A 20,931-nucleotide genomic window follows, 5' to 3' on the forward strand; every position below is an offset into this window, starting at 1 on the left:
TTGGCGGTTTGTCTTGCGGGTTGGCCGCTCTAGCATCGGGTGTATCCCCCGTTCCGCAGCCCAGGGGCTCCTCGCCCGTGGGTGCACCACCGCCCGCTCGTCGGTTCGGTGAGCTCCAACGCCGAATCCCGATGGAGACTCGATGGAGAACTGCGCGCTGCAGATCCGCGTGCCCACAGCACCTGTTCCCCTGCCGGCCGTACCCGGCTCACACCGAGTCAGGTTCAGCGCCAGGCCACGAGCTCGCCCGCAGTTCGCCGGCGTCGGCTCGAAGATGGCGCTCCCGGTAGATGGCGACCCCACCAGGCAGAACTCCGTCGTCGATAACCTGCGCCTCATTACCTCCGCGATGTCACTTGGGTACGACGAGTCGCTCATCGTGCGCGTCAGCACCAGAGGGCGGGCGGAATCGCGAACGACCCCGAACCCCTTCCAAAAATGCGGGCACTTCCGGATTTCCGTCGGCACCGAGAATGCGGACGAGCTCATCACCGATGTCGCGGCGCGCTCGATGCGGCTTCCTCATGCTCTGCCCACCCGCTGATCCGCTGCTGCCAGGACGACAGTCCCGGTAGCGAAGCAGCTCCGGCTGCCCGCTTAGGCCGCCCCACTACTTGCCGTGCACCCCACAAGGAGCGAGATGACCCGCCTGACGCCCACCTGCCTGCTGCTCGACCTCGATGGCACCCTGGTGGACTCCGGTCCTGGCATCAGCGCCAGCGTCACCAAAGCCCTGCTATCAGTCGGTGCTGACATTCCCGAGGCACCCACCCTGCGCACCTTCATCGGCCCCCCGATGTACGAGTCCTTCCGGCATGTCCTCGGCCTTGACGAATCGACCGCCAGACGAGCCCTCGAGAGGTACCGAACGGAATACGCCGAGACAGGCGCCCTCGACAGCAGGCCATACGATGGCATTCCCGCACTGCTGGACGCGCTAGCCGGAGCCGGTCTTCCGATGGCGGTGGCGACCTCGAAGGTAGAGGACCAGGCAGAGCGGATCACGCGCCACCACGGGCTAGCGTCCCGTCTAGTGACGGTGTGCGGCACCTCCGATGGAGCAGGGCGCGAGACCAAACGTGCAGTGATCCGGGAGTGCCTGGACCGGTTTCGAACCTACGGTGTCGATATCTCCAGACCACTCATGGTGGGTGATCGAGGCTACGACGTGGACAGCGCCGCCGCCGAGGGTATTGCCACGATCCATGTGCGATGGGGCTACGGAGACCCGGCCGAGGCCGCCGGGGCGGTGGCATCCGCCGATTCTCCAGAAATGCTGGCGAAGATGTTGTTGGACGCGACACTGCGCCCTGGACAAGCCTCGCCGGCGCCCAGCTGACCCTCTGCTGCTGCATGCATAGCTGACCGGGAAGACAGTGTGTATCAAGCTGTGTCCGAGCGGTCCATGTTCGGCCACCTGTCCCCGAGCTGGCGACCCGAGGTGGTCTACTGGAACCTACCGCCGTCGATAGCACGATCGCGCTGGCCTTTCGGCGCTCATCCGGAGTGCGACGTTCCCATGAGGGCTGGTCCAGGCGACGTGTCGCACGTTGCTTGGCTGTCGCCCAGATTAAACGCATGCCCCCGGGGCCGGAACCTGGCCATCCTGGGGCAGCGCAAAGGAGATCACCTGCTGTGGATGCCATCGACGAGAAGATCATTGCCGAGCTGTCTCGCAACGCGCGTATCTCGCATGCCGAGTTGGCCCATCGAGTCCTGCTGTCCCGTAACGCCGTGCGCCAGCGGATCGACCGGCTGGAGCGTCAGGGACACATTCGTGGCTACACGATCGTGCGCGATGAGGACAGCGACACCGGTGATTTCGTGTCTGCGCTGGTGCTCGTCTACCGGCAGGACCGCATGCGCGGTGGGGAGGTCCTGGCCGCGCTCAAACGCATCCCAGAGGTCGTCATCTGTGAGGTCCTCAGCGGCGATTTCGATCTCATGGTGCGGCTGGAAGCGCGGTCCCTGGAACGCATACGCGGCATCTGGGAAGACATTGCACAGATGCCTGGCGTAAGCGACACGGTGACCGCATTCGCACTGTCCCGGGTGATCAACCGCTCACGGAAGGCACGCTCTGAGGAATCGGAGCCATGAGCCCAGTCGCCTGCTCCCGGCTGAGCAGGCCGGTCTGCTCGACCAGGTCAGCCACGCTGGATCCGGTTGCCAGGGCCTGCTTGGCGATCGCGGCAGCGGCCGCATAACCGATGTGCGGGGTCAGCGCTGTCACCGAGCCGACCGAGCCGGCCACCTGGCGGGCGAGCCGTTCTTCGTTGGCGGTGATGCCCTCCACGCACTTAGTGCGCAGCGCGGCACAGCCACGGGTGAGCCACTCGACCATGGTCAGTAGCAGATGTCCGATCAGCGGCTCAAACGCGTTGAGCTGGAGTTGGCCATTTTCAGCGGCCATCGTGATCGAGACATCGGCCCCCGCCACCGCGTAGGCGATCTGGTTGACCATCTCGGGGATCACCGGGTTGACCTTGCCCGGCATGATCGATGAACCCGCCTGGCGGGGAGGCAGGTTGATCTCCGCGAAGCCGCTCTGCGGACCGCTCGAGAGCAGCCGCAGGTCGTTGCAGACCTTCGACAGCTTGACGGCCGTCCGTTTCAACACACCCGAGACCTGCAGGAACACGCCGGTGTCGGCGGTCGCCTCGACCAGATCGGTGGCCGGTCGCAGGTCCAGCCCAGTCAGAGTGCGCAGGTGACGCACTGCCGCCGCGGCATATCCGGGCTCGGCCGTGATACCGGTGCCGATCGCCGTTGCACCGAGGCTTGTCTCATGCAGCAGCGGCAGGGTCTCCCCGATACGGGCACGGTCTTCAGCCAGCGTGACACCGATGGCGGTGAATTCCTGGCCAAGCGTCATGGGTACGGCATCCTGGAGCTGGGTGCGACCGACCTTGACGATGGCAGCGAATTCCTGACCTTTGGCGTCGAACGCTTTTGAGAGCGAACCGAGCTCGGCCAGCAACCCATTCAAGACCATGCTCACCGCGAGTCTCAGCGCCGTAGGGTAAACGTCGTTCGTTGACTGGCAACGATTGACATCGTCGAGCGGAGACAGCATGTCGTAACGTCCCCGCCCGTAGCCCATGTGCTCTAGTGCGAGGTTGGCGATGACCTCGTTGGCGTTCATGTTGGTGCTCGTGCCGGCACCGCCCTGAATGACATCGACGCGGAACTCGTCGTGGTGACGGCCCGCCTCGATGTCCCGGCAGGCTGCGACGATCGCATCCGCTTTGTGCGGCTGGATGGCGCCGATCTCCTTGTTGGCCAGAGCTGCAGCGTGCTTGACGGTGGTCAGTGCCCGCACCAGCACCGGGTGTGCGGAAAGTCGTATTCCGCTGACTTGGAAGTTCTCCACAGCGCGGGCGGTGTGCACACCCCAATAGGCCTCCGCCGGGACCGGCAGCGCACCCAGCGTGTCGGATTCCGTCCGGTACACAGTCACCGCACGCCGTCCTTCTGATTGATGCAGACCACCTTCGTCTGGGTCATCTCCTCGTAGGCGAAGCGCACACCCTCGCGGCCCATGCTGCCGTATTTGAAACCACCGAAGGGCATCGCGTCGAAACGGTAGTCGGACGAATCGTTGATCATCACTCCGCTCGCCTCCAACAACTGGGCGGCCGACAGCGCGCGGTCGAGGTTCGCGGTGAAAATCCCGGCGTGCAGGCTGAAGTCGACCTCGTTGGCTCGTTGGAGCGCGTCATCGAAGGAGTCGAACGGTTGGAGGCACACCACCGGCGCGAACGCCTCCTCCTGCCATATCGCGCACTCCGCCGGGACGTCCTCCAGAACCGTCGGAGTGTAGAAGGAGCCGTCCAACTGGTTGCCGCACAGCAGTGTCGCGCCGCTGGCGATGGCCGTGTCCACCTTCGCCCGGGCGGTACGGGCAGCGTCCGCAGTGATCATGGGGCCCACGTCGGTGCTCTCGTCGGCCGGGTCGCCGACGCGCAAGCGCTTCGTGCGGGCGACAAACGCATTGCGGAAGGTCTCATACGCCTCACGGGCGATCAAAATTCGTTGCGTACCAACACAATTCTGACCTGCTGCCCAGAATGCGCCAGAGACGCACGAGTCGACCGCCAGGTCCAGGTCGGCGTCCTCCATGACGATGACAGCGGCGTTCCCGCCGAGGTCCATGGCGAGCTTCTTCAGTCCTGCCGACCGCGCGATGGCCTCGCCAGTTGCGAAGCCGCCCGTGAACGACACCATCCGCACCTCGCGGGCGGTGACGATCGCAGCCCCCACCTCAGCATTACCGTTGACGACCGTCACGACTTCTTCCGGCAGGCCCGCCTCGACGAGCGCGCCCACCAGGCGCAGCGCCGATAGCGGCGTGAGCTCGGAAGGTTTCAGAATCACCGCGTTGCCGCCCGCAATCGCCGGGCCGAGTTTGTGCGCGACCAGGTTGAGCGGGTCGTTGAACGGCGTGATGGCTGCGATGATGCCAAGCGGCTCCCGGGTGAACCATCCCTTGCGGTTCTCCGAGCCCTCGAAAGCATCAAAGGGAACCATCTCACCAGCGTTACGCCGGGCCTCAGCCGCCGACAGCGCCAGGGTGTTCACCGCACGTGCGGTCTCCTTGCGAGCCTGGGTGATGGTCTTGCCCGATTCTTTCACGATCAGCGAAGTGAAGAACTCAGCGCGCTGCTCGACCAGCCGAGCAGCCCCCTCCAGCGCGGCCGCCCGCGACGCGCGCGACATGGCCTGGGCGGTACGGCTGCCGTTGCGGGCACGCTGGAGGATGCTGTCGATGGCAGCGGCGTCCACCATGTGCACCGAGCCGATGACCTCACCGGAATAGGGGTTGCGGACGGCCGAAATCTGGTCGTCGAAAGTGCGCTCGGCTTTTAGGGCGATGTCAGCCATGAACGGTCTCCTCAAGGGCGTGCCCGCAGGAAGCGGCGGCGTCGTTTGCGTGTCGCTGGTGGATGGCGATGATGTCGGACAACAGGGCGTAGGCAGTCTCGATACGCCCAGCGCCCGGACCGGAGACGGTGACGGTGCCGAGAAGATCGGTGCGGAAAGCCACGGCGTTGACCGGCCCAGCGATCCCGGACAGCGGGTGATCGGTGGACAGGGCGATCGGTGCCACCCGGGCATCCACACTGCCGTCGGCGCGGCGGGTGGCTGAGCCGACCAGCTTCCAACGCAAGCCCTTGTCGGCGGCATCCTTGATGTCCTCCGCGGTGATCCCGGAGATCCCTTCACGGAAGACGTCCTCGCTTCGCAGGTCAGCACCGAGGACCTCGTTGGCAAGGATCATGACCTTGAGCTGAACGTCGTGTCCCTCGACGTCAGCCGTGGGATCGGCCTCCGCATATCCCAGGTCCTGGGCCTCACTGACGGCAGCTTCGAAGTCGGCACCGTTTTCCAGCCGGCCCAGGATGAAGTTGGAGGTACCATTCATGATGCCTTCAACGCTGGTGATCCGGAGGCCACTGAGCAGACGCTGCGCGGTACGCAGGACCGGGGTACCGCTGAGAACTGAGCCCTCGAACTCGAAGCTGACACCGTGCTCGGCAGCCAGGTCCCGGAGCTTGCGGCCGTGCAATGCGACTGGTCCCTTGTTCGTGGTGCACACGTGCTTGCCTGCTTCCAGTGCCCAGCGAACGTGGGAAACGGCGGGCTCGCCGTCGGCGGGGTTGGTGAAGGTGGCCTCCGCGACGATGTCGGCAGGGACTTCGCGGATCACCCACTCGTTTCGCGGATCGGGGCTGCCGCCCTTCATGTCTGCGAAAGCCAGCTCGCCGGGAGCCGTGGCCAGCAGCGGGGCGAGGTCGAGGCCATCAGCGTCGACCAGTGATCCGGCACGTAGGTCGGTGATCGCAACGACCCGAAGGGCGAAGCCGAGCTCCTCGGCGAGCTCATCGCCACGCTCCTCGATCAGCGCGGCGAGCGCTCGATTGACACCGCCGAATCCGATGAGCGCAAGGTCATATCGCCTCATGTGATGTCTCCTTCGCAGTGCGCCGCAACCCTCACAGTGCGACTACGCAAAGTCTCGCCGCCAGGAGCGTCACCGCGACCATGCCGCAACGGCCGAAGCCCATGTCTATCTGCACTGTCTCGATGACAATTCGCCCCTGGGCGCCGGCATCGACGTTCTCGCCACCGACGCCCACAACGCCAAAGCGTCGGCAACCGAGCGATTCAAGCCGAAAATTCCTGGCTCTCTCAACGCACACCAGCTGCTGTTTCCCAGCCCTGCGAGGCTATGGCTTGCTGGCGTGTCAGCCCGACGACCGGCTACGGCTCAGCAGTGACTGTGGTGGCTCAGCTGGCGGAGGTGAAGCCCGGTAGCACGCTCAGCAGTGGAATGGTGATGAGGGTGCAGACGGTCATCGACAAGACGTTACCGATGAAGGGGTGAAAATCGGATGGCAGGCGTTTCGAGATTTGGGCGGCCAGCGGTGGTCCCGCGATAGCTCCGAGGGCAGCCCCGACGACGATGGCCTGCACTGTTGGTCCATACGTCAGCACGGTTGCCGGCGCGACGGAAACGACCGGGACGAAAGTGGGATACCAGCCGGCTTCGACCCAGCGGCGGTGGTAGACGAGAACACCGATCGTCGCAGTGAGTACCTGGGCCGTCAGCACCGCAGGCAGTAGGCCGGTGCCGTAGACCGGAGCCAACGGGTTGAGCACATAGGCCAAAATGGTTCCGGCGATCAGACCGACTGCGGCGATCTCGTTGCCGTAGAAGGGTGCTTCGGTGAAATCGGCGAGAACACGCCGGACCACCCATCCTGGCCCCTGTCGGGAAGGCACGGCTGGTGTGCCAGCCGGGACGTCTTCCTGCCCGGCTGCCTCGGGCGTGTCCGTGGACGAATCGCCGCCAGGTTGCGGCATCCACGGCAGGTGTCGGCAGAACAAAAACGCGATCAGAGCGCCGGTCCACATGCCAGTGACGCTGCCGATCACGCCAGGAAGGCCAAGCGGAGCACACACGAAGTTAACCACCAGCAGAGCAACCGGGGTTGTCAGGGCGGCCCCGAGCACGGCACCGGTGACCGCCACCGCCCACCCTGCGCCGTAGACGAGGACGATCGCTGGCGGGACGGAAACGAATGGCACGAAGGTGGGCTGCGACGTGCTGGTGACAGTCCATGCCCAGCCCCAGGCTATCTCCGACAGCAGCAGTCCCAACAGCGCGGAGCCGACTACCCAAGGCCACAGTCCGGTGCCGTAGCTGACGGGAAATCCTGCCCAGCGGCGGCCTCGTTTCCAGGCCATATGGGCGACCCAGCCGCCGACGAGCATGCCCAGCCCGCCGAGTTCGGTCTTGAAGAATTGCGCTTCGGTGGTGTCGCCGACCCACCAACGCAGGAACTGCGGGATGCTGGTGTAGGCCTCGTTCTGCCAGTTTTCGTAGTCAGGCAGCAGATGTGGCACTACGCTGGCGGCGCCCGGGAGCACGATGGCCAGCGCGGCCGTAATCGCTACCATCGCCAGCCCGGCCAGCCACCGGGCGACCGCGGTCGGTGTCGGTGACAGCACGAGGTTCGTGGGGAGTTTCGCGGGGCGGGTCATGAGGGCCTTCCGTCAGCGTGGAGCGCGTCGCAGCGGCGGTAGCCAAGGCTGGTGTCATCGAGATCGGCGCGGCGCGGTCGCGGGCGAGGTCGTTGAGGTGTTTCAGATCAGCGCCCGGGGCGGCGAGCACGTCACAGAGGCCATGGTTGATCGTTTTATTGGAGGGCCTTAGCGCGCTCTTCGACCAGCCGAGCTGCCCACGCTGGCGTGCAACGTGACCGGCGCCTTGTTTGTGGTGCATACGTGTTCGCCCGCTTTCAGCGCCCAGCGCACCTGTGACACGGTGTGCTCTCCCCTTCGAAGTCGGTCGCAACCTTTACCGTGCGACTGCGCAAAGTCTCGCCCCGAGTAGCGTCACCTCAGCCATGCCGCAACGGCCGAAGGCCATGCCGATCTGCACTGTCCTGATGCCAATTCGCCCCTCGGTCGCCGTTCTGCGTGCACGTCACGAGGAAGATCCCGGGCGGCCAGAGTCTTTTGAAGCCCCCGGATTCGGACAACGCTACTGCCCAGGTCGCTTCCATGACACCGGCGGCCAGCAACACATCCAGGCCACGAGTAACGTCGTCCTTTCCCGTAAACTGAGGCGAGCCGCCTTTTGCCGCTTGACTTAGTTGGTTCCGAATGTGGCGTCAAGAGCCGCCGAGAGGTCGGCGATGAGGTCGTCCGGATCTTCCAGGCCAACCGAGAGGCGCAGGTGACCATACTTCTGGAAAAGCTCGGGATAATTTTCCGAGCCGCCACGCGCTTCCCCTGCGACGTGGACGATGAGTGATTCGTCATGGCCAAGAGACACCGCGGAGGTGATGATCTTGAGGTTGGAAACGAACCGGTTCTGAGTGTCGGGGTCTCCCTCGACAGCGAACGCCATCATCGCGCCGTGGCCACGACCGCAGAACTGACGTGCAGCGACCTCGTGCTGAGGATGCGAGTCAAGCCCCGGATAGTAGACGTACGCGACTCGAGGATCGGTCTGCAAAAACGCAGCGACCTTCTCCGCGGAGCTGAAATGCTGACGCAACCGCAAGGACAGCGTCACAGACCCGCGCATGATGAGCCAGGCGTTGAACGGGGAGATGGACCCACCGACATCGACCAGGGCCTCCGACTTGATGCGCGAGACAAGCTGACGGGAGCCGATGACAACTCCACCCATCGAGTCGCCGTGGCCATTGATGTACTTCGTCAACGAGTGGATGACGAGATCGACGCCCAGTTCGAGCGGACGGAAGAACGGAGGCGGAGTGAACGTGGAATCAATCGAAACCAGCGCCCCATGTGCGTGTGCGATCTCAGCGATAGCAGCAACATCGGCGACCTTCGTGGTCGGGTTCGCAATCGCTTCCGTATGCACCAGACGCGTATTCGGACGCATCGCCGCCCGAACCGCATCAAGATCACTCATGTCGACGAACGTCGTCTCGATCCCGTACTTCTCGGGGAGCAACTCCGCCATCAGGCGCCACACCGCCTCATAGGTAACGTCCCCGACCACCACATGATCGCCGGTCTTCAGCAGCGAAAAGAAGACGGCATGCAAAGCAGCCACGCCTGTAGCGAACACGGCCGCATCCTCGCCACGCTCCAGAGCAGCCAGCTTCGTCTGAAGACAGATCTGATTAAACCCCGAGTTCCGCGTGTACGACAGCGTCTCGGTGTCAGACCAGTCCATCTCGGACGGGTCATCCGGAAGCAGATACGAGTTCGCCATCACGATCGGAGTACGAATCGCGCCACCGGCCGAATCCGTCGTATTCCCACCATGAACAGCCTGAGTGGCAAACGTGAGACTCGCCAGGTCATGCTTGTCAGGCCGAGAACCGTTGCGAACGTTCTCACTCATCAAGATCAATCTCTTTTCGGTAGGTCAACAAGCCGGTATAAGATCAGCCGAGGCAGTCGTGCCTTCGAGTTAGAACTTGGTGGAGCATCGCTCGGCTCTCCACCAGCAACAGTCAACTCCGACCACGCCCGAGCGCCCCGTGCACGGCAAGCCTCGCGCCGTACTGCAAGCTCACGAGCTCCACCGCGCGGCGCCTGTCGAGGTTTCGAAACCTGCAGCTCAGCGCCCAATGTCGCGTTGCATTCTGCAGCGCCAACACCCAACGCGCCCACCGCCGACGCCAGCTGCGGCATTGACACCGGCGACGCGCTGCCCGATTCGCGCATAGTTGCATCATACTGCACTTGGAGTGCATCGCAATACCTCGAGGTGTTCTGCGGGACACACGACCGCAGTGCACCCCTCACCCCGCCGATAGCTCAGGTGAGGGATTTTCCGTGTGGGCAACAGTTCCCGGAACCGCGTTCTGTCAGCGGCGGGGTCTGCTGCTGCGGGCATGGACGACCAGCAGCCGGCACATCTTCACTATCACCAAGTTGGTGCCGGATCAGGGCGCCAGAAGGCGGGAAGCGAACCGGGCTTGCGGACTGAACCTGGCGAGAGCGGCCTGCAGCTCCTCTCCAGCAGTCATCAACTCCGACGCCGCCGTAACATCGAGCAAACCGTCAAGGATGAACAGGGCGCGCACCGTGCGATCCCCGATATGAGTCCGCGTCGACTGGCGCCAGTTCCATCGCCTGCACGTCACTCCAGCATCGTCCTTCCAGACGACCTCGCCGGTCTTGGGCGACTCGATCACAGGTTGGCCTTCGGCGAACGTTTCGAACTCTTCCTCACCGGTAGCGCGCGCGAGCTGTGGTGGACCGACGTACTTGTCGGCATCTTCCCCACCGAGCGGCAGCAGGTGGGCGACCGAGATTGCGTTGTATGTGTCAGTAATCCGGTCGATGCGCGGCAGGCCAGCGTCGACCCGGCGGACCAGCGCTTCCACGCTGGGTCGAGTGCGTTGCGGTTTCGCACCGAATGCGCGGTAGGCCTCGCGCCATGCTGCGAGCTCCTCGAGCTCCTCGGGGCGGCGTCCGTCGAGCTTCCGGGCGATCTTCAGTTCAGCGTCGGACAGCAGTTGGTCGCTCAAGGCGTCACTCGAGCCAGGGACGAGACCTTCTGCAAGCACGAGCAAAGCCCTGTAGTCGGGTCGCAGCCGGAAAACGCCGTCGGCGACGGATGCGGAGTTCAGCCACTCCAGATCGATAAGCCCGGCTTCCATCAGTTTCCTCCTCCTACGCCCGGCTGCAAGACCGTCATCGAGAAATGCACGTCGTCGCTTCCCGCACACGCGTACCCGTGCAACTGATCGCCGTAGAGAACAACCGAATCGCCCTCGGCGATGCGTTCCACATTCGAGCCGACGTAGACCTCGAGCTCGCCCGCGTGCACGAACAGCACTTCCCGTGTACCCCGCGAATGGGGCTCGCTGTCGAGCCGTTCACCAGGCGCCATGTCCCAGTCCCAGAGCTCAACGACCTGCGGCGGCTCAGTCGCCCCTACGAGGACACCGCGGCCGCCGCTGGGCCCCCGCCACAGGGTGTGTGATTCCCCAGCCCGGTGAACGCGAATAGGACTGACCGCGCCGTCCTCGACAAGATCGGACAGCGAGACGCCGAAGGCGCTCGCGAGTCGAAGAAGGACCCCGATGCTGGGATTCGACTGACCCTGTTCGATGATCACGAGCGTCCGTCGGCTCACGCCGGACCGCTCAGCAAGCGCGTCCAGTGTCCAGTTCCGTTCGGAGCGCCAGCGTCGGACGCGCCCGCCGATGGCCTCAGCCACGGCATTCGTATTGACGGCAGGCCTGTCTGGTTCGCCCATGGTGGCATCATACTGCACTTTCAGTGCAGTCGAAGGCCCCAGGGCGTGTGGCGCCGAGCCCCACCTGCCAAGCAGACTGACGAACGTCCCCACCTCCCCAGGAGGTGTGCGATTTCAATGGAAATCGAAGGTCCGATTTCCATTGAAATTGCGGATTGTCGCCAGCGGCATCGGAACCGTCAGAGGTCGAAACCGCCCTGGTCGAAACCGCCCTGGTCGAAACCGCCCTGGTCGAAACCGCCGTCGCCGTCCACCTCACCGCACGCGGCCAGGGCCTCGACGTCGCCGCCGCGCGCCAGCAGCACCGCCGTCTGCACCGCGCCTGGCCCGTGCGGGCCCGGACCTCGATCCCGCACGCAGGAACGGAAAACCCCGCTTACGTCCGCCTTTCACCTCGCCCCCGGCGAACGCAGGCGCCTGCCTCCAGATCCTTCTCACCGTGGTTGTCGCCGCCACCGGCTTGCGCGGCCACGAATCCTGGCGTCGCACCGCCTCCGCGCGGGAGGAACTGGAGCAACTGCTCGCCCGGGACGGCCACTTCTTCAAGACCGCGGCGGCAGAACTGCACGACGTGCTCGCCCCGCACACCGAACTACCGAGACCCGCGGGCCCGATGCCCGCGCGGCGCAGCGCGCGGGCATCGGGCCCGGCAGTGGGGGCCGGCAGTGGAGGGCGGCCCCAGTGGGAGTCCCACGGTGGTGGCCTCCGGTGACTGTTCCGCGGTCTCCCCTGTCACGCTGAGCGTCGATCGGTGCATCGTCACCCGCATGCAGACGCGGCATCGCGGGCCTCTGCAGCTCAGCCCAGCGTGGCTGGTCGCTCAGTCGGGCTCAGCGCTCGAGCGGGCCAAGTGCATCGCGTGTGCCTCCTCGATGGAATCGGTCGCCGGCTGCGAGCCTGGCAGGGCCTGTCGCGCGGACTCCCGCAGCGTCGCGACAACGAGGATGCCGACAACAGACATTGCCATGAGGTAGTAGGCCGCAGAAAGGTGGTCACCGCTCCACCGGATAAGCGACTCGATAAACAGGGGCGCAGTGCCGCCGAAGAGTGCGACGCTGATGTTGTACGACATACCGAGTCCGCCGTAGCGGTGGCTGGTCGGGAAAAGCGCTGGAAAGGTCGAGGCGAGCGCTCCCATGTAGAGAGCGACGGGGATGCCGATCATCGTAAGTCCCAGTACGACGAGGCCGATCTTGCCCGTGTTGAGCAGAAGGAAGGCCGGCATGCTCAGCACGACGACCCATCCCGACGCGGCCCAGAGCACGGCCTTTCGTCCGATCCGGTCCGAGAGCATGCCGACGAAAGGCATGGAGCACGCCATGGCGATGAGCAGGGGCACGCTCACGAGGTTGCTCGAGACGGCATCGAAGCCCGGGACACCGGACAGGTATGTGGGCATGTAAGAGGTGAAGGCGTAGCCGACGGTGTTCGCGGCGGCGACGAGGCCGAGGACCTGGAGCATCTGCCGCCAGTACCGCCGGAGGAGACCGAACGGTGCGAGTGCGCGCGGCGGTTCCGTGGTTCCTGACGCCCTGAGTGCCTTGACCTGCTCGAAGTGGGGAGTCTCCCCGACGCGAAGGCGGAAGTAGATGGCGATGACACCCAGGGGTGCGGCGACCAGGAACGGGATCCGCCAGAGGCCGTCCTCCATTGCCTGCTGTCCGAACGTGACTTGTAGGACGGTCACGAACACGGCTCCGAGTGTGAAGCCGAGGTAGCTGCCCGCGTCGAGGAACGCCGTGTAAAAGCCGCGCTTGCGGTCGGGTGCGCTCTCGCTCACGAAAGTGATCGCCCCCGTCAGCTCGCCGCCTGCGGAGAAGCCCTGCACGACCTTCAGGGTGATGAGCAGGAGCGCTGCCCAGATGCCGACCGCGTCGTAGGACGGCAGCGTACCAATGAGGAAGGTTGCGGCGACGACGAGCGCAAGGGTCGCGAAGAGCACGCGCTGGCGTCCAATGCGATCACCCAGCCAGCCGAAGAACATCCCGCCCAGCGGCCTGAACAGATAGGTGCTCGCGAAGGTGCCGAGCATGAACAGGACCTGTGCCGCAGAACTGGCCTGGGGAAGGAACACCGGCCCCATCGTGACGATGAGATAGCCGAAAACGCCGACGTCGTACCATTCCATGAGGTTGCCGACGAAGGTACCGCGGACAGCGCGGCGCAGGCGTGCCCGGTCGATGACGAGGATCGCGCCGGTATCGAGTGCGCCAGGGCTGCTGACTCTCGACGCATCCGACGAGTCAGTGGGAGTGGACATGACGACTCCTTTGTCTGTGTCCCGGAAGACCGCTCACGCGGGTATGTCAGCCGAAGACGGCCGTGTAATAGGTGAGGTAGGCGGCGAGGTTCGACGTGAGATCACGGTGATCGGTGAGCGGATTGACCTCGGTCACGGCGAAAGCATCGATGTGGGGTGCGAGCGCGCGTACCGTGTCGATTGCCTGCCTGGAGGTTAGACCGCCAGGCTCATGAGAACCGGCCCCGGGTGCGTGCGCCGGATCGATCGCATCGATATCGAAGCTCAGCACGATGTGATCGGCTCCGCGAACGCGATCGAGGACGCGTTCCACCACGGATTCGACGCCGATTCGGTCGAATTCACTGGCGGTGATCTGTGCCGGACCGAGTTCGCACACGGCCGCACGTGAGCTGGGGTAGTTGAAGTGCCGCAGTCCAATCTGGATCGCGTGCTCGCGATCGACACGCTCGAGCTCAAGCCCGCGCCGCATGCCGCTGGAGTGGCTCCACGAACCCTGCCGCTGGTTGTGGTTCATGATGTCGAGATGGGCGTCGAAGTGGATGATGCCCAGCCGTCCCGTCGTGGCCCTGTGCACTCCCTCGACGATGGCGTAGAGGACGCTATCGTCGCCTCCCAGAACCAGCGGCACCGCGCCTGCACGGACAGAGCTGGCGATCTGCTCTGCTGAACGGTCGAGTGTCTCCGAGACATCATGCGGCACAACAGAAACATCGCCGACATCGTCGATCTTTGGTGCCGGGTGAAGCTCTCCGGTCTCAAGCGAGTAGACCTCGCCGTCCTCCGATCGCATCGTCATCCACGCGAGCTGCTCACGAATTCGCGCAGGCGCGTAGCGCGATCCCGGCCATCCAAGAGTTGCCGCACCATCGAACGGGATCCCGATGAGCTCGTACCGCCGTTGTTCTCGCGCTTGCATGTGCCCGGCTCTCCTCCTCGAATCACGCCGAACCGCTCCGTTCGGCGCTCATCATCTTGAGGAGCACACGCAGACGTGTCATACACTATTTTGACGATACCGATATTCGCGGATCGACAGATTAGTGATCGAAAACGAGGGTCAGGTTGAGCGTCACCGTTGGCGATCTGCTCGGTGCGGCAGAGCTCAAACTTCGCTGCATCGCAGGCGCCGCGGGGCTGTCGAACGTCGTGCGCTGGGTCCACGTCTCCGAGGTCGCCGACCCCACTCCGTGGCTGGCAGGCGGTGAATTCCTCCTCACGACGTTGTTCGTTCGCCGGCCTGAGGCAAACCCTGAACGGATCTTCGATGCGTTGGCCAGGGTCGGCGTGGCCGGTATCGGATGCGGCGTCAATGAGCAGCACCCTGATGTCCCCGATCGATGGGCAGAGCTGGCTGAAGCCCGAGGTATCCCACTGCTGGTCGTGCCTCTGAAAACGCCCTACATTGCCATCTCGGAGTATGTCGCACGCGCCCGGATCGACGCTGCGCAGCGGCGTCTGCGCTCGCTGATGATCGCCGAGACGGCACTCGCTAACCTCAGCCTCACTGAGGACACTTGCGAACCACTCGTCCACGAGCTCGCCCGGCGGCTGCGCTGCCGCGCGGCGGTCGTCGATCGCAGACATGCCACCCTTGCCGCCTCGGGGGCTGGGGCGGAGGATTTTGCCGACGAGTTCGCCGAAACTTTCAAGCGATTCCAAGCCGGCTCGGAGCCCGCCTCGGGCGCCATCCGCGAGTCGGACCGGGACGTCGTTGTCAATCGCGGGCCGGGCGCCAACGCCCCGACGCTGCTTGTTGTGCGGGAAACCCGGTTCGATGACCAGGAACGGCTTCTCCTGGCAAGCACTGCCTCGCTTCTGGCCCTGCAGCTGTCGAGAAGTCACGTACTCCGTGATCCCGAACGGCGCCTGCGTACTGCCTCGCTGCGGGCGATCCTCGATGCAGACACGTCTCCTGAGACGCGCTCGGGTCTGCTTGCCGCGCTCGGCATTGGCCAGTCAGACAACATTCGGGTCGTTGTGGCCAAGGTCGGGGCACCGACCGTCCCGACTGATGTCGAGACGCTTGAGCGCTGTGTTCGCGACGTCGGGTGGTCGGCCAGGGCCTGGTCGACGAATGACACGATCGGCGCGCTCGTAGTACGACGTCCCGAAGCCGACTCGCCGACGCCAGAAGAATCAGGGGTGCTCTCGACTGCGCTCCGTGGCTGGGCGCAGTCGTGCGGATCCTCGAAGGCAGCCACGCGCATCGGCCTATCCCACAGTGAGCGTTCAGCTCAGGTCCTGGTCCTGTACGACGAGGCAGCCGGTTTGGCCACACTCGCCGCGCGAGGGCGCCAAACAGTCATCGCCGCCGGTGACCTCCCGCTCGAAAGTGTTGTTCCTGCGGCGCTCCCACCCGAGACAGTTCGGTACCTCCGCGCCGCGACATGGGATCGATTGACCGACCTAGCCCTGAAGCAAGCCCTCGAGGCCTACCTCGACGCGAACGGCGTCGTGGACATCGCCGCCCGCTCGCTCGCCGTGCACCGCCAGACCCTTCGACGACGGGTGCACGGCGTGGGCGAACTGCTCGGGCTCGACCTCGATTCAGCGAGCGTGCGCGCACTCCTGGTGATCGCAAGGGAGGTTGACCGGCATTGATCGATGCTGGCTGCAACCGTGCGGCGATCGCATGAGCGTGACGCTGCCTGGGCGCACGGTGCCTGGGCGCGCGGTCTCGTGCACACGGGATCGCTCGATGGCGGCGTCGCAGGTGGCGACCTGCTTGCCGCCGGGAGTTGACGACAACAGTCCGAGTTGACCTCTTGACTTCGACCGCTGGGCAACCCAAACTCAGATCTGTGATCACAGATCACAAATGCGTCCTGCTGGTCATGATCGGCGTGCGGGCCGACGGCCGCAAGGAACTCGTCGCCCTGGCTGACGGCTACCGGGAGTCCACCGAGTCCTGGGCTGATCTGCTGCGGGACTGCAAACGTCGCGGGATGCGCGCCCCGGTGCTGGCCATCGGCGACGGGGCACTGGGATTCTGGGGCGCACTGCGCGAGGTCTTCCCCGGCACCCGTGAGCAGCGCTGCTGGTTCCACAAGATCGGCAATGTGCTCGCCGCTTTACCGAAATCGGCGCATCCCGGTGTGAAGAAGGCCCTGGCCGAGATCTGGAACACCGAGGACCGCCGGCACGCCCTGGACGCGGTGAAGGCGTTCGAGGCTGCCTACGGGGCGAAGTTCCCCAAGGCCGTCACCAAGATCACCGACGATGTCGACGAGCTGCTGGCCTTCTATGACTTTCCCGCCCAGCACTGGGTTCATCTGCGTACTACCAACCCCATCGTTATCTTGAGTTCGGCGGATGATCATTGCTTTGGCCTGGGCGGTTGCGTCGTAGATGGTGTTGTCGACGCAACCGCCGGCGGTTGTCGGGGTGGGTTCAGCAGGGTCCGATCGTTACTGAAGTGCGATGCGGTTTGGCTGGAGGTGGGGGTGAATCGCCGGGGTCTCGCGAATGGGGTGATCGGCGGTGCTCACCGAGTGCACGGGCGAGTTGTCGGCGAAGCCGTTGGTTTTCTTCGGCGAGTTCGCGGTTTCGTTTGAGGGCGATGTCCAGTCGTGCCAGGGCAGATTCCTCCGAGGTGCGCTGACTTGCAGGAATCGGCGCTGCGGGAGCGCGCCGGGTTGCCTCCAGTAGGCGTTGGATTTCGGCCCGGATGTCGGGTTGGGCATAGAGCCAGGACCGGGACACCTCAGCTGCTGCGGCCACTGACTGGAAAGTGATCGGCGCGCCGGTGCGGTCGAGTTCGCGCGGTGCCTGGAGGGCCTTCGCTCGGGTCAATTCGCGGCGTCGCTGGGCCGCGGCGATGATCGGGGCGGTGTTGTCAGGACGCATCGGCTGACGTCTCCCTGCTGGTGTTGGCTTCGCCGTTCTCGAGGGTTGTGATGATCTTTGCGAGGTTGTCGGCGACCTGGCGATTCATCTCCACCATGCGGGTCTGGCCCCGCGCCTCGGCCGCGGTGATGATCTGCAACACCTGCTGCTGGTGGTGCCGGTGCTGGGGGAGGAACTCGGTGGTAGTGATGAACATCGGACAGGTTAGGCACGAGTTGGCATGCGGGCAGGTCTTGATCAGCGGCAGACTGCAGTAGCCGTTGGGCAAAGCCTGGGTGGCGCGGGAGATCCGCTGCTTGGCCCAGGACGCCTCGGCCAGCGGCCCGTCGGGGTCCAGGGTCACCGTCTCGCCGTTGGCGTTGACCTTGCGTGCGGCTTCCCAATGCCGGCGGATCGTCGTGTCCGACAGCCGGGCGTAGTGGCCTGTCATGAGGTGCGAGTCGTGATCGAGGATGCGGCGGACCACTTCCTGCGGCACGTCCCGGTTGATCAATCTGGTGCCCAGCGAGTGCCGCCACTGGTGGGGAGTGAGATGCACCGGGCGGCCGTGTTCGTCGCGGATGTCGCAGCGTTGCAGCCATCGGTGCAGGGCCTGCCGGTAGGTGGCGCTGTTGACAGGCTTGGAGCCGTCCGGATTGGTCAGGGGGCGGGGGAAGAGCACCGGGACACCGTCGGTCCAGCGGCCCAGGACGTGTTGCTGCTGCTCGCTGATCGACTGCTGGAGTTGTTCATCGATCGGGACCAGTGCCTCCCGGTTCATCTTGTGATTGTGGTAGCGCAGATAGGGTGCGCCCTCGGCATCTAGGACGACACAGTCAAACGGCAGCTTGAGCGCGTCGGAGACGCGCAAGCCACAGCGGATCAGGATGAGCGTGACCAGCCGGTAGGCCGGGTGGTCCCACTGGTCCAAATTGGACGGATGTTCTACCTGGACCATCACGTACTCGGCTACCGCGCGAGGCAGTTGTTCGCCGTGTTTCGGGTAGTCCTCGGGATAAAATGTCGCGGTCGTCGGCAGCGAGGAGTCCCAGCTGTGCTGGCGGATCGCGTTGAAGAACTGGTTGAGCAGCCCGACGTGGGTGCGATGCGCCGGTCGGCCGGTGAACTCGACGTGCAGGTCGGCCAGGTACCGCTCCAGGACCGGTCGATCCACGCTGGCCAGGCTGTCAATGCCGATCTCGTGGGTGGCAAGGAATTGTGCGAACCGCGTGATCGCGGTGACACACCGGGCCGCGGCGGTGCTGCCCAGTCCTGTACTCAACCGCCACCGCACCCACCGCTTGGCTAACTCCTTCAACCACGGCTGGGCAATGGCATTGAATCGCAGGCGAGCGGGAGACCCGCCTCCGGTGGGCCGCCCGAGGCGCCGCAACCGCCACACATCCCGCCGATACTCGGTGTCCCATCCGTGGTCCTCGGCTAGATCCTCCAGCTTGCGCACCCCGTAGATAACCAGGGTCCGCGGTCCCGCGTCCTTCGGCGCCGGGCGACCAAACGCGGTCCGTAAGGTCTCCTCGTCCCAGTCCAGCAGCGAGGCGACCGGCAGGCCCGCCAACAGCCGCACCATGCGAGCGACCGTGGTGACCTGGGTCCGGACCAGCCGCTCGTCGCGGCGGCATTGCAGCACATACTGCACCTCCAGCTTCAGCTGCGGGGCCAGCGCGGCAAGGCTGACCTTGCATTCGCAGGCGGGCACCACACTGCTGGTGGGACTGTCGCTCAACGGGCCGGCGACCTGCTGGTCTGTGGTGGCGATGAACCGCGCGAGATCGGGCTTGCCCTCCCTGCGCCACCACCGCTGATGATGCCCGGGACACAATCCCTGGCTGCGCGCTGTCCGGACGCATCCGGGCACTGCGCATGCCGGACCACCGAACACCGGATCGCGAGGATCGAAAACGACAAGGTCGCTGCGGAACTCCGGGCGCACCGCGGCCATCAACTTCTCCAGCAGCCCGGGAGAGGCCGTGGCTTGCCGCTGCGCCTTGGCAATTTCGCGATTCATGGCGTCACCTGCCGCGCGTCGGGCGGAAGGGTGGCGGTCAGCTTGATCCGGACATGGTTGAACGCCGCCTGCGTGGTCAGCAACACCGATCCGCCGCTGAAGGTGACCTCGTGGGGCTCGGCAAGCCGCAGGGCGGACCGCCAATGCTCGAATGTCGCGCGGAGCTGCTCAGCTGGCGCGGGTCCGTTCACCTGCCCCACCACGAGGCTGCCGGAGGGCGCCAGCGTCCACGCGATGATCGGCAGATGTGGGTGGGCATCCAGGATCGCGGCCAGTTCGCCAGCTGCGCGGCGCTGCCATCCTGCGCGCTGGGCGTGGGTGATCTCGAACAGGCTCACCAGCTCACCTCACGCCCGGTGAACCAACCTGCGTTCTCCAACGCCCGCCGCGCGTCCTCGGCGGTCAAATGCCCGTAAACGGACATCGTGGTGGTCACCGAGGAATGGCCCAAGACCTTGGACACGACCTCGATGGGCACGCCGTCCCGCAGCATCCTGGTCGCCGCCGAATGCCGGCACCAGTGCGGATCGAAGTCGATCCCGGTGCGTCGCCGCAGCCGTTTCACCAGCTCGTAGACCGCCGGGTAGGACAACGCCTGCCCCCGTGGTTCGGCGAAAAGGTTCACGAACACGTAGTCCGAGTCCACATCGCCGTATTCGCCGTGCAGATAGTCACCCCACAGCCGGATCAGCTCCGTGGAGACCGGGACGGCGCGTTGCTCGCGTGATTTGGATCGGGCGCCGTTGTCGTTGACCCGGGGCACGATCACGATCTCCCGTTCCGCGGCGGCGATATCGGCATGCCGCAGGCCCAACGCCTCCCCGATCCGGCAGCCGGAATCCCACAACAAGGACCAAAGGAAGCGATCTCGCAGCCGGTCACAAGCATCCACAATGGACTGCATCTCAGTGACTGTCAGGATCCGGGGCAGCTTCTTCGGTGCTTTCACCGTGATCATCCGGCTCGGTTGGGGTTTGTCCTTGCTGATGTGGTGCAAAAACGGCTTCCACCCGCCCCGCCGACCGGGCACCTGCCACGTGGTCAACAGCTCACCGACATCCACGCCATGCCGCGCCTGATACGCATAAAACGCCGCCAGCGCCGAAAGCTTCCGGTTGATCGTGGACCCAGCCACATGCGGCTGGAGCGAGGGCAGCACGGCCACCTGGCCATCACGGCCGGTCGGCGGCAGCCGCAGCCAGGCGACGTACTCACCAATGTCCTCCAGGCGCACCTCCCGCCAGTCCAGGCCCCGACGCTCCAGAAGACCCAGTAGTCCTTCAAATCATGCGCATACGCCTTGACCGTGTTCGGTGACCGCTCGATATCGGTCAGATAGGCCAGATAACGCTCGATCGGCTCGATCGGGGCGTCGTCATCGCCCAGGACCGTCCACGACGGCACCCGCGAGGCGGGCATCGCCACCCGTTGCACCTGCACCTGCTCCTCCAACGTGATCGACATGCTGGACGAGCCCGGAGATAACCATGTCCACCACGCCGACCGCAGCCCACGACAAACCCGTGGCACACATGGAAGACACACACACGGAAGCTC

General features: G+C 65.0%; 19 protein-coding genes and 1 pseudogene. 6 read left to right on the forward strand and 14 right to left on the reverse strand.

Annotation, left to right across the window (positions count from 1 at the left end; all coding sequences use genetic code 11):
• Positions 1-142 precede the first annotated feature (142 nt).
• The 3 genes from DL519_RS11495 (at position 143) to DL519_RS11505 (ending at position 2,100) form a co-directional block, all read left to right on the forward strand.
• Positions 143-544: a PLP-dependent transferase gene (locus tag DL519_RS11495; RefSeq protein ID WP_190814567.1), complete on the forward strand. Its 402-nt coding sequence runs from the start codon at positions 143-145 to the stop codon at positions 542-544.
• 96 nt (positions 545-640) lie between these two features.
• Positions 641-1,339, forward strand: a complete 699-nt coding sequence (locus tag DL519_RS11500) for an HAD hydrolase-like protein (RefSeq protein ID WP_190814569.1) — start codon at positions 641-643, stop codon at positions 1,337-1,339.
• Between the two features lie 296 nt (positions 1,340-1,635).
• Entirely contained in the window at positions 1,636-2,100 is a 465-nt protein-coding gene (locus DL519_RS11505) for an Lrp/AsnC family transcriptional regulator (protein ID WP_223838800.1), read from the forward strand.
• Here DL519_RS11505 and DL519_RS11510 read toward each other — a convergent pair.
• The 8 genes from DL519_RS11510 to DL519_RS46225 form a co-directional block, all read right to left on the reverse strand.
• Positions 2,057-3,454 carry an aspartate ammonia-lyase gene (locus DL519_RS11510; RefSeq protein WP_223840253.1) on the reverse strand — a complete coding sequence of 466 codons (1,398 nt, stop codon included), beginning with the start codon at positions 3,452-3,454 and terminating at the stop codon, positions 2,057-2,059. The genes DL519_RS11505 and DL519_RS11510 overlap by 44 nt on opposite strands.
• 2 nt (positions 3,455-3,456) lie before the next feature.
• Positions 3,457-4,884 (reverse strand): aldehyde dehydrogenase family protein, encoded by a 1,428-nt coding sequence (locus tag DL519_RS11515; protein WP_190814573.1) that lies wholly within the window; start codon positions 4,882-4,884, stop codon positions 3,457-3,459.
• A complete protein-coding gene (locus DL519_RS11520) occupies positions 4,877-5,965 on the reverse strand; it encodes a homoserine dehydrogenase (RefSeq protein WP_190814575.1) in 1,089 nt (362 codons plus the stop codon). The genes DL519_RS11515 and DL519_RS11520 overlap by 8 nt, the downstream gene beginning before the upstream one ends.
• Positions 5,966-6,291: 326 nt before the next feature.
• Positions 6,292-7,548: a glycosyltransferase family protein gene (locus tag DL519_RS11525; protein WP_190814577.1), complete on the reverse strand. Its 1,257-nt coding sequence runs from the start codon at positions 7,546-7,548 to the stop codon at positions 6,292-6,294.
• Between the two features lie 610 nt (positions 7,549-8,158).
• Entirely contained in the window at positions 8,159-9,391 is a 1,233-nt protein-coding gene (locus tag DL519_RS11530; RefSeq protein ID WP_190814579.1) for a trans-sulfuration enzyme family protein, read from the reverse strand.
• Between the two features lie 547 nt (positions 9,392-9,938).
• Positions 9,939-10,658 carry a B3/B4 domain-containing protein gene (locus DL519_RS11535; protein WP_190814580.1) on the reverse strand — a complete coding sequence of 240 codons (720 nt, stop codon included), beginning with the start codon at positions 10,656-10,658 and terminating at the stop codon, positions 9,939-9,941.
• Positions 10,658-11,260 carry a helix-turn-helix domain-containing protein gene (locus tag DL519_RS11540; RefSeq protein WP_190814583.1) on the reverse strand — a complete coding sequence of 201 codons (603 nt, stop codon included), beginning with the start codon at positions 11,258-11,260 and terminating at the stop codon, positions 10,658-10,660. The genes DL519_RS11535 and DL519_RS11540 overlap by 1 nt, the downstream gene beginning before the upstream one ends.
• 179 nt (positions 11,261-11,439) lie before the next feature.
• On the reverse strand, positions 11,440-11,616 hold the full coding sequence (locus DL519_RS46225; protein ID WP_223838802.1) for a hypothetical protein: 177 nt from the start codon (positions 11,614-11,616) through the stop codon (positions 11,440-11,442).
• 83 nt (positions 11,617-11,699) lie between these two features.
• On the opposite strand from DL519_RS46225, the gene DL519_RS11550 reads away from it, so the two are divergent.
• Positions 11,700-11,972, forward strand: coding sequence for a hypothetical protein (locus DL519_RS11550; RefSeq protein ID WP_190814585.1), 273 nt, complete (start codon positions 11,700-11,702; stop codon positions 11,970-11,972).
• A gap of 108 nt (positions 11,973-12,080) precedes the next feature.
• Here DL519_RS11550 and DL519_RS11555 read toward each other — a convergent pair whose 3' ends face one another.
• Entirely contained in the window at positions 12,081-13,520 is a 1,440-nt protein-coding gene (locus tag DL519_RS11555) for an MFS transporter (RefSeq protein WP_190814587.1), read from the reverse strand.
• A gap of 46 nt (positions 13,521-13,566) precedes the next feature.
• Positions 13,567-14,439, reverse strand: a complete 873-nt coding sequence (locus DL519_RS11560) for an arginase family protein (protein WP_190814589.1) — start codon at positions 14,437-14,439, stop codon at positions 13,567-13,569.
• Positions 14,440-14,585: 146 nt separating this feature from the next.
• Between DL519_RS11560 and DL519_RS11565 the strand changes: the two genes are divergently transcribed.
• Both DL519_RS11565 and DL519_RS11570 read left to right on the forward strand, forming a co-directional pair.
• Positions 14,586-16,124 carry a PucR family transcriptional regulator gene (locus DL519_RS11565; RefSeq protein WP_190814591.1) on the forward strand — a complete coding sequence of 513 codons (1,539 nt, stop codon included), beginning with the start codon at positions 14,586-14,588 and terminating at the stop codon, positions 16,122-16,124.
• A 215-nt stretch (positions 16,125-16,339) separates the two neighbouring features.
• Positions 16,340-16,816 (forward strand): annotated as a pseudogene (locus DL519_RS11570) (IS256 family transposase); the annotation flags it as partial.
• Positions 16,817-16,913: 97 nt separating this feature from the next.
• Here DL519_RS11570 and DL519_RS46230 read toward each other — a convergent pair.
• Genes DL519_RS46230 through DL519_RS11585 form a run of 4 tightly spaced genes read right to left on the reverse strand, consistent with a single transcriptional unit; the run spans position 16,914 to position 20,608 of the window.
• Positions 16,914-17,369, reverse strand: a complete 456-nt coding sequence (locus tag DL519_RS46230) for a DUF6262 family protein (RefSeq protein ID WP_223838804.1) — start codon at positions 17,367-17,369, stop codon at positions 16,914-16,916.
• Positions 17,359-19,374 (reverse strand): tyrosine-type recombinase/integrase, encoded by a 2,016-nt coding sequence (locus DL519_RS11575; RefSeq protein WP_223838625.1) that lies wholly within the window; start codon positions 19,372-19,374, stop codon positions 17,359-17,361. The genes DL519_RS46230 and DL519_RS11575 overlap by 11 nt, the downstream gene beginning before the upstream one ends.
• Complete coding sequence (locus DL519_RS11580; RefSeq protein ID WP_190813056.1) at positions 19,371-19,712, reverse strand: hypothetical protein; 342 nt, start codon at positions 19,710-19,712, stop codon at positions 19,371-19,373. The genes DL519_RS11575 and DL519_RS11580 overlap by 4 nt, the downstream gene beginning before the upstream one ends.
• Positions 19,709-20,608: a tyrosine-type recombinase/integrase gene (locus DL519_RS11585; RefSeq protein ID WP_223838808.1), complete on the reverse strand. Its 900-nt coding sequence runs from the start codon at positions 20,606-20,608 to the stop codon at positions 19,709-19,711. The genes DL519_RS11580 and DL519_RS11585 overlap by 4 nt, the downstream gene beginning before the upstream one ends.
• Positions 20,609-20,931 lie beyond the last annotated feature (323 nt).

The organism is Saccharopolyspora pogona (genome assembly GCF_014697215.1).
Taxonomy (GTDB): domain Bacteria; phylum Actinomycetota; class Actinomycetes; order Mycobacteriales; family Pseudonocardiaceae; genus Saccharopolyspora; species Saccharopolyspora hattusasensis.

Bases quoted from the DNA above. Each gene is read 5' to 3' on its own strand.
- DL519_RS11500 (WP_190814569.1), top strand. From the start codon at position 641: ATGACCCGCCTGACGCCCACCTGCCTGCTGCTCGACCTCGATGGCACC.
- DL519_RS11520 (WP_190814575.1), bottom strand. From the start codon at position 5,965: ATGAGGCGATATGACCTTGCGCTCATCGGATTCGGCGGTGTCAATCGA.
- DL519_RS11495 (WP_190814567.1), top strand. From the start codon at position 143: ATGGAGAACTGCGCGCTGCAGATCCGCGTGCCCACAGCACCTGTTCCC.
- DL519_RS11515 (WP_190814573.1), bottom strand. From the start codon at position 4,884: ATGGCTGACATCGCCCTAAAAGCCGAGCGCACTTTCGACGACCAGATT.
- DL519_RS11525 (WP_190814577.1), bottom strand. From the start codon at position 7,548: ATGACCCGCCCCGCGAAACTCCCCACGAACCTCGTGCTGTCACCGACA.
- DL519_RS11540 (WP_190814583.1), bottom strand. From the start codon at position 11,260: ATGGGCGAACCAGACAGGCCTGCCGTCAATACGAATGCCGTGGCTGAG.
- DL519_RS46230 (WP_223838804.1), bottom strand. From the start codon at position 17,369: ATGCGTCCTGACAACACCGCCCCGATCATCGCCGCGGCCCAGCGACGC.
- DL519_RS11530 (WP_190814579.1), bottom strand. From the start codon at position 9,391: ATGAGTGAGAACGTTCGCAACGGTTCTCGGCCTGACAAGCATGACCTG.
- DL519_RS11575 (WP_223838625.1), bottom strand. From the start codon at position 19,374: ATGAATCGCGAAATTGCCAAGGCGCAGCGGCAAGCCACGGCCTCTCCC.
- DL519_RS11535 (WP_190814580.1), bottom strand. From the start codon at position 10,658: ATGGAAGCCGGGCTTATCGATCTGGAGTGGCTGAACTCCGCATCCGTC.
- DL519_RS11555 (WP_190814587.1), bottom strand. From the start codon at position 13,520: ATGTCCACTCCCACTGACTCGTCGGATGCGTCGAGAGTCAGCAGCCCT.
- DL519_RS11560 (WP_190814589.1), bottom strand. From the start codon at position 14,439: ATGCAAGCGCGAGAACAACGGCGGTACGAGCTCATCGGGATCCCGTTC.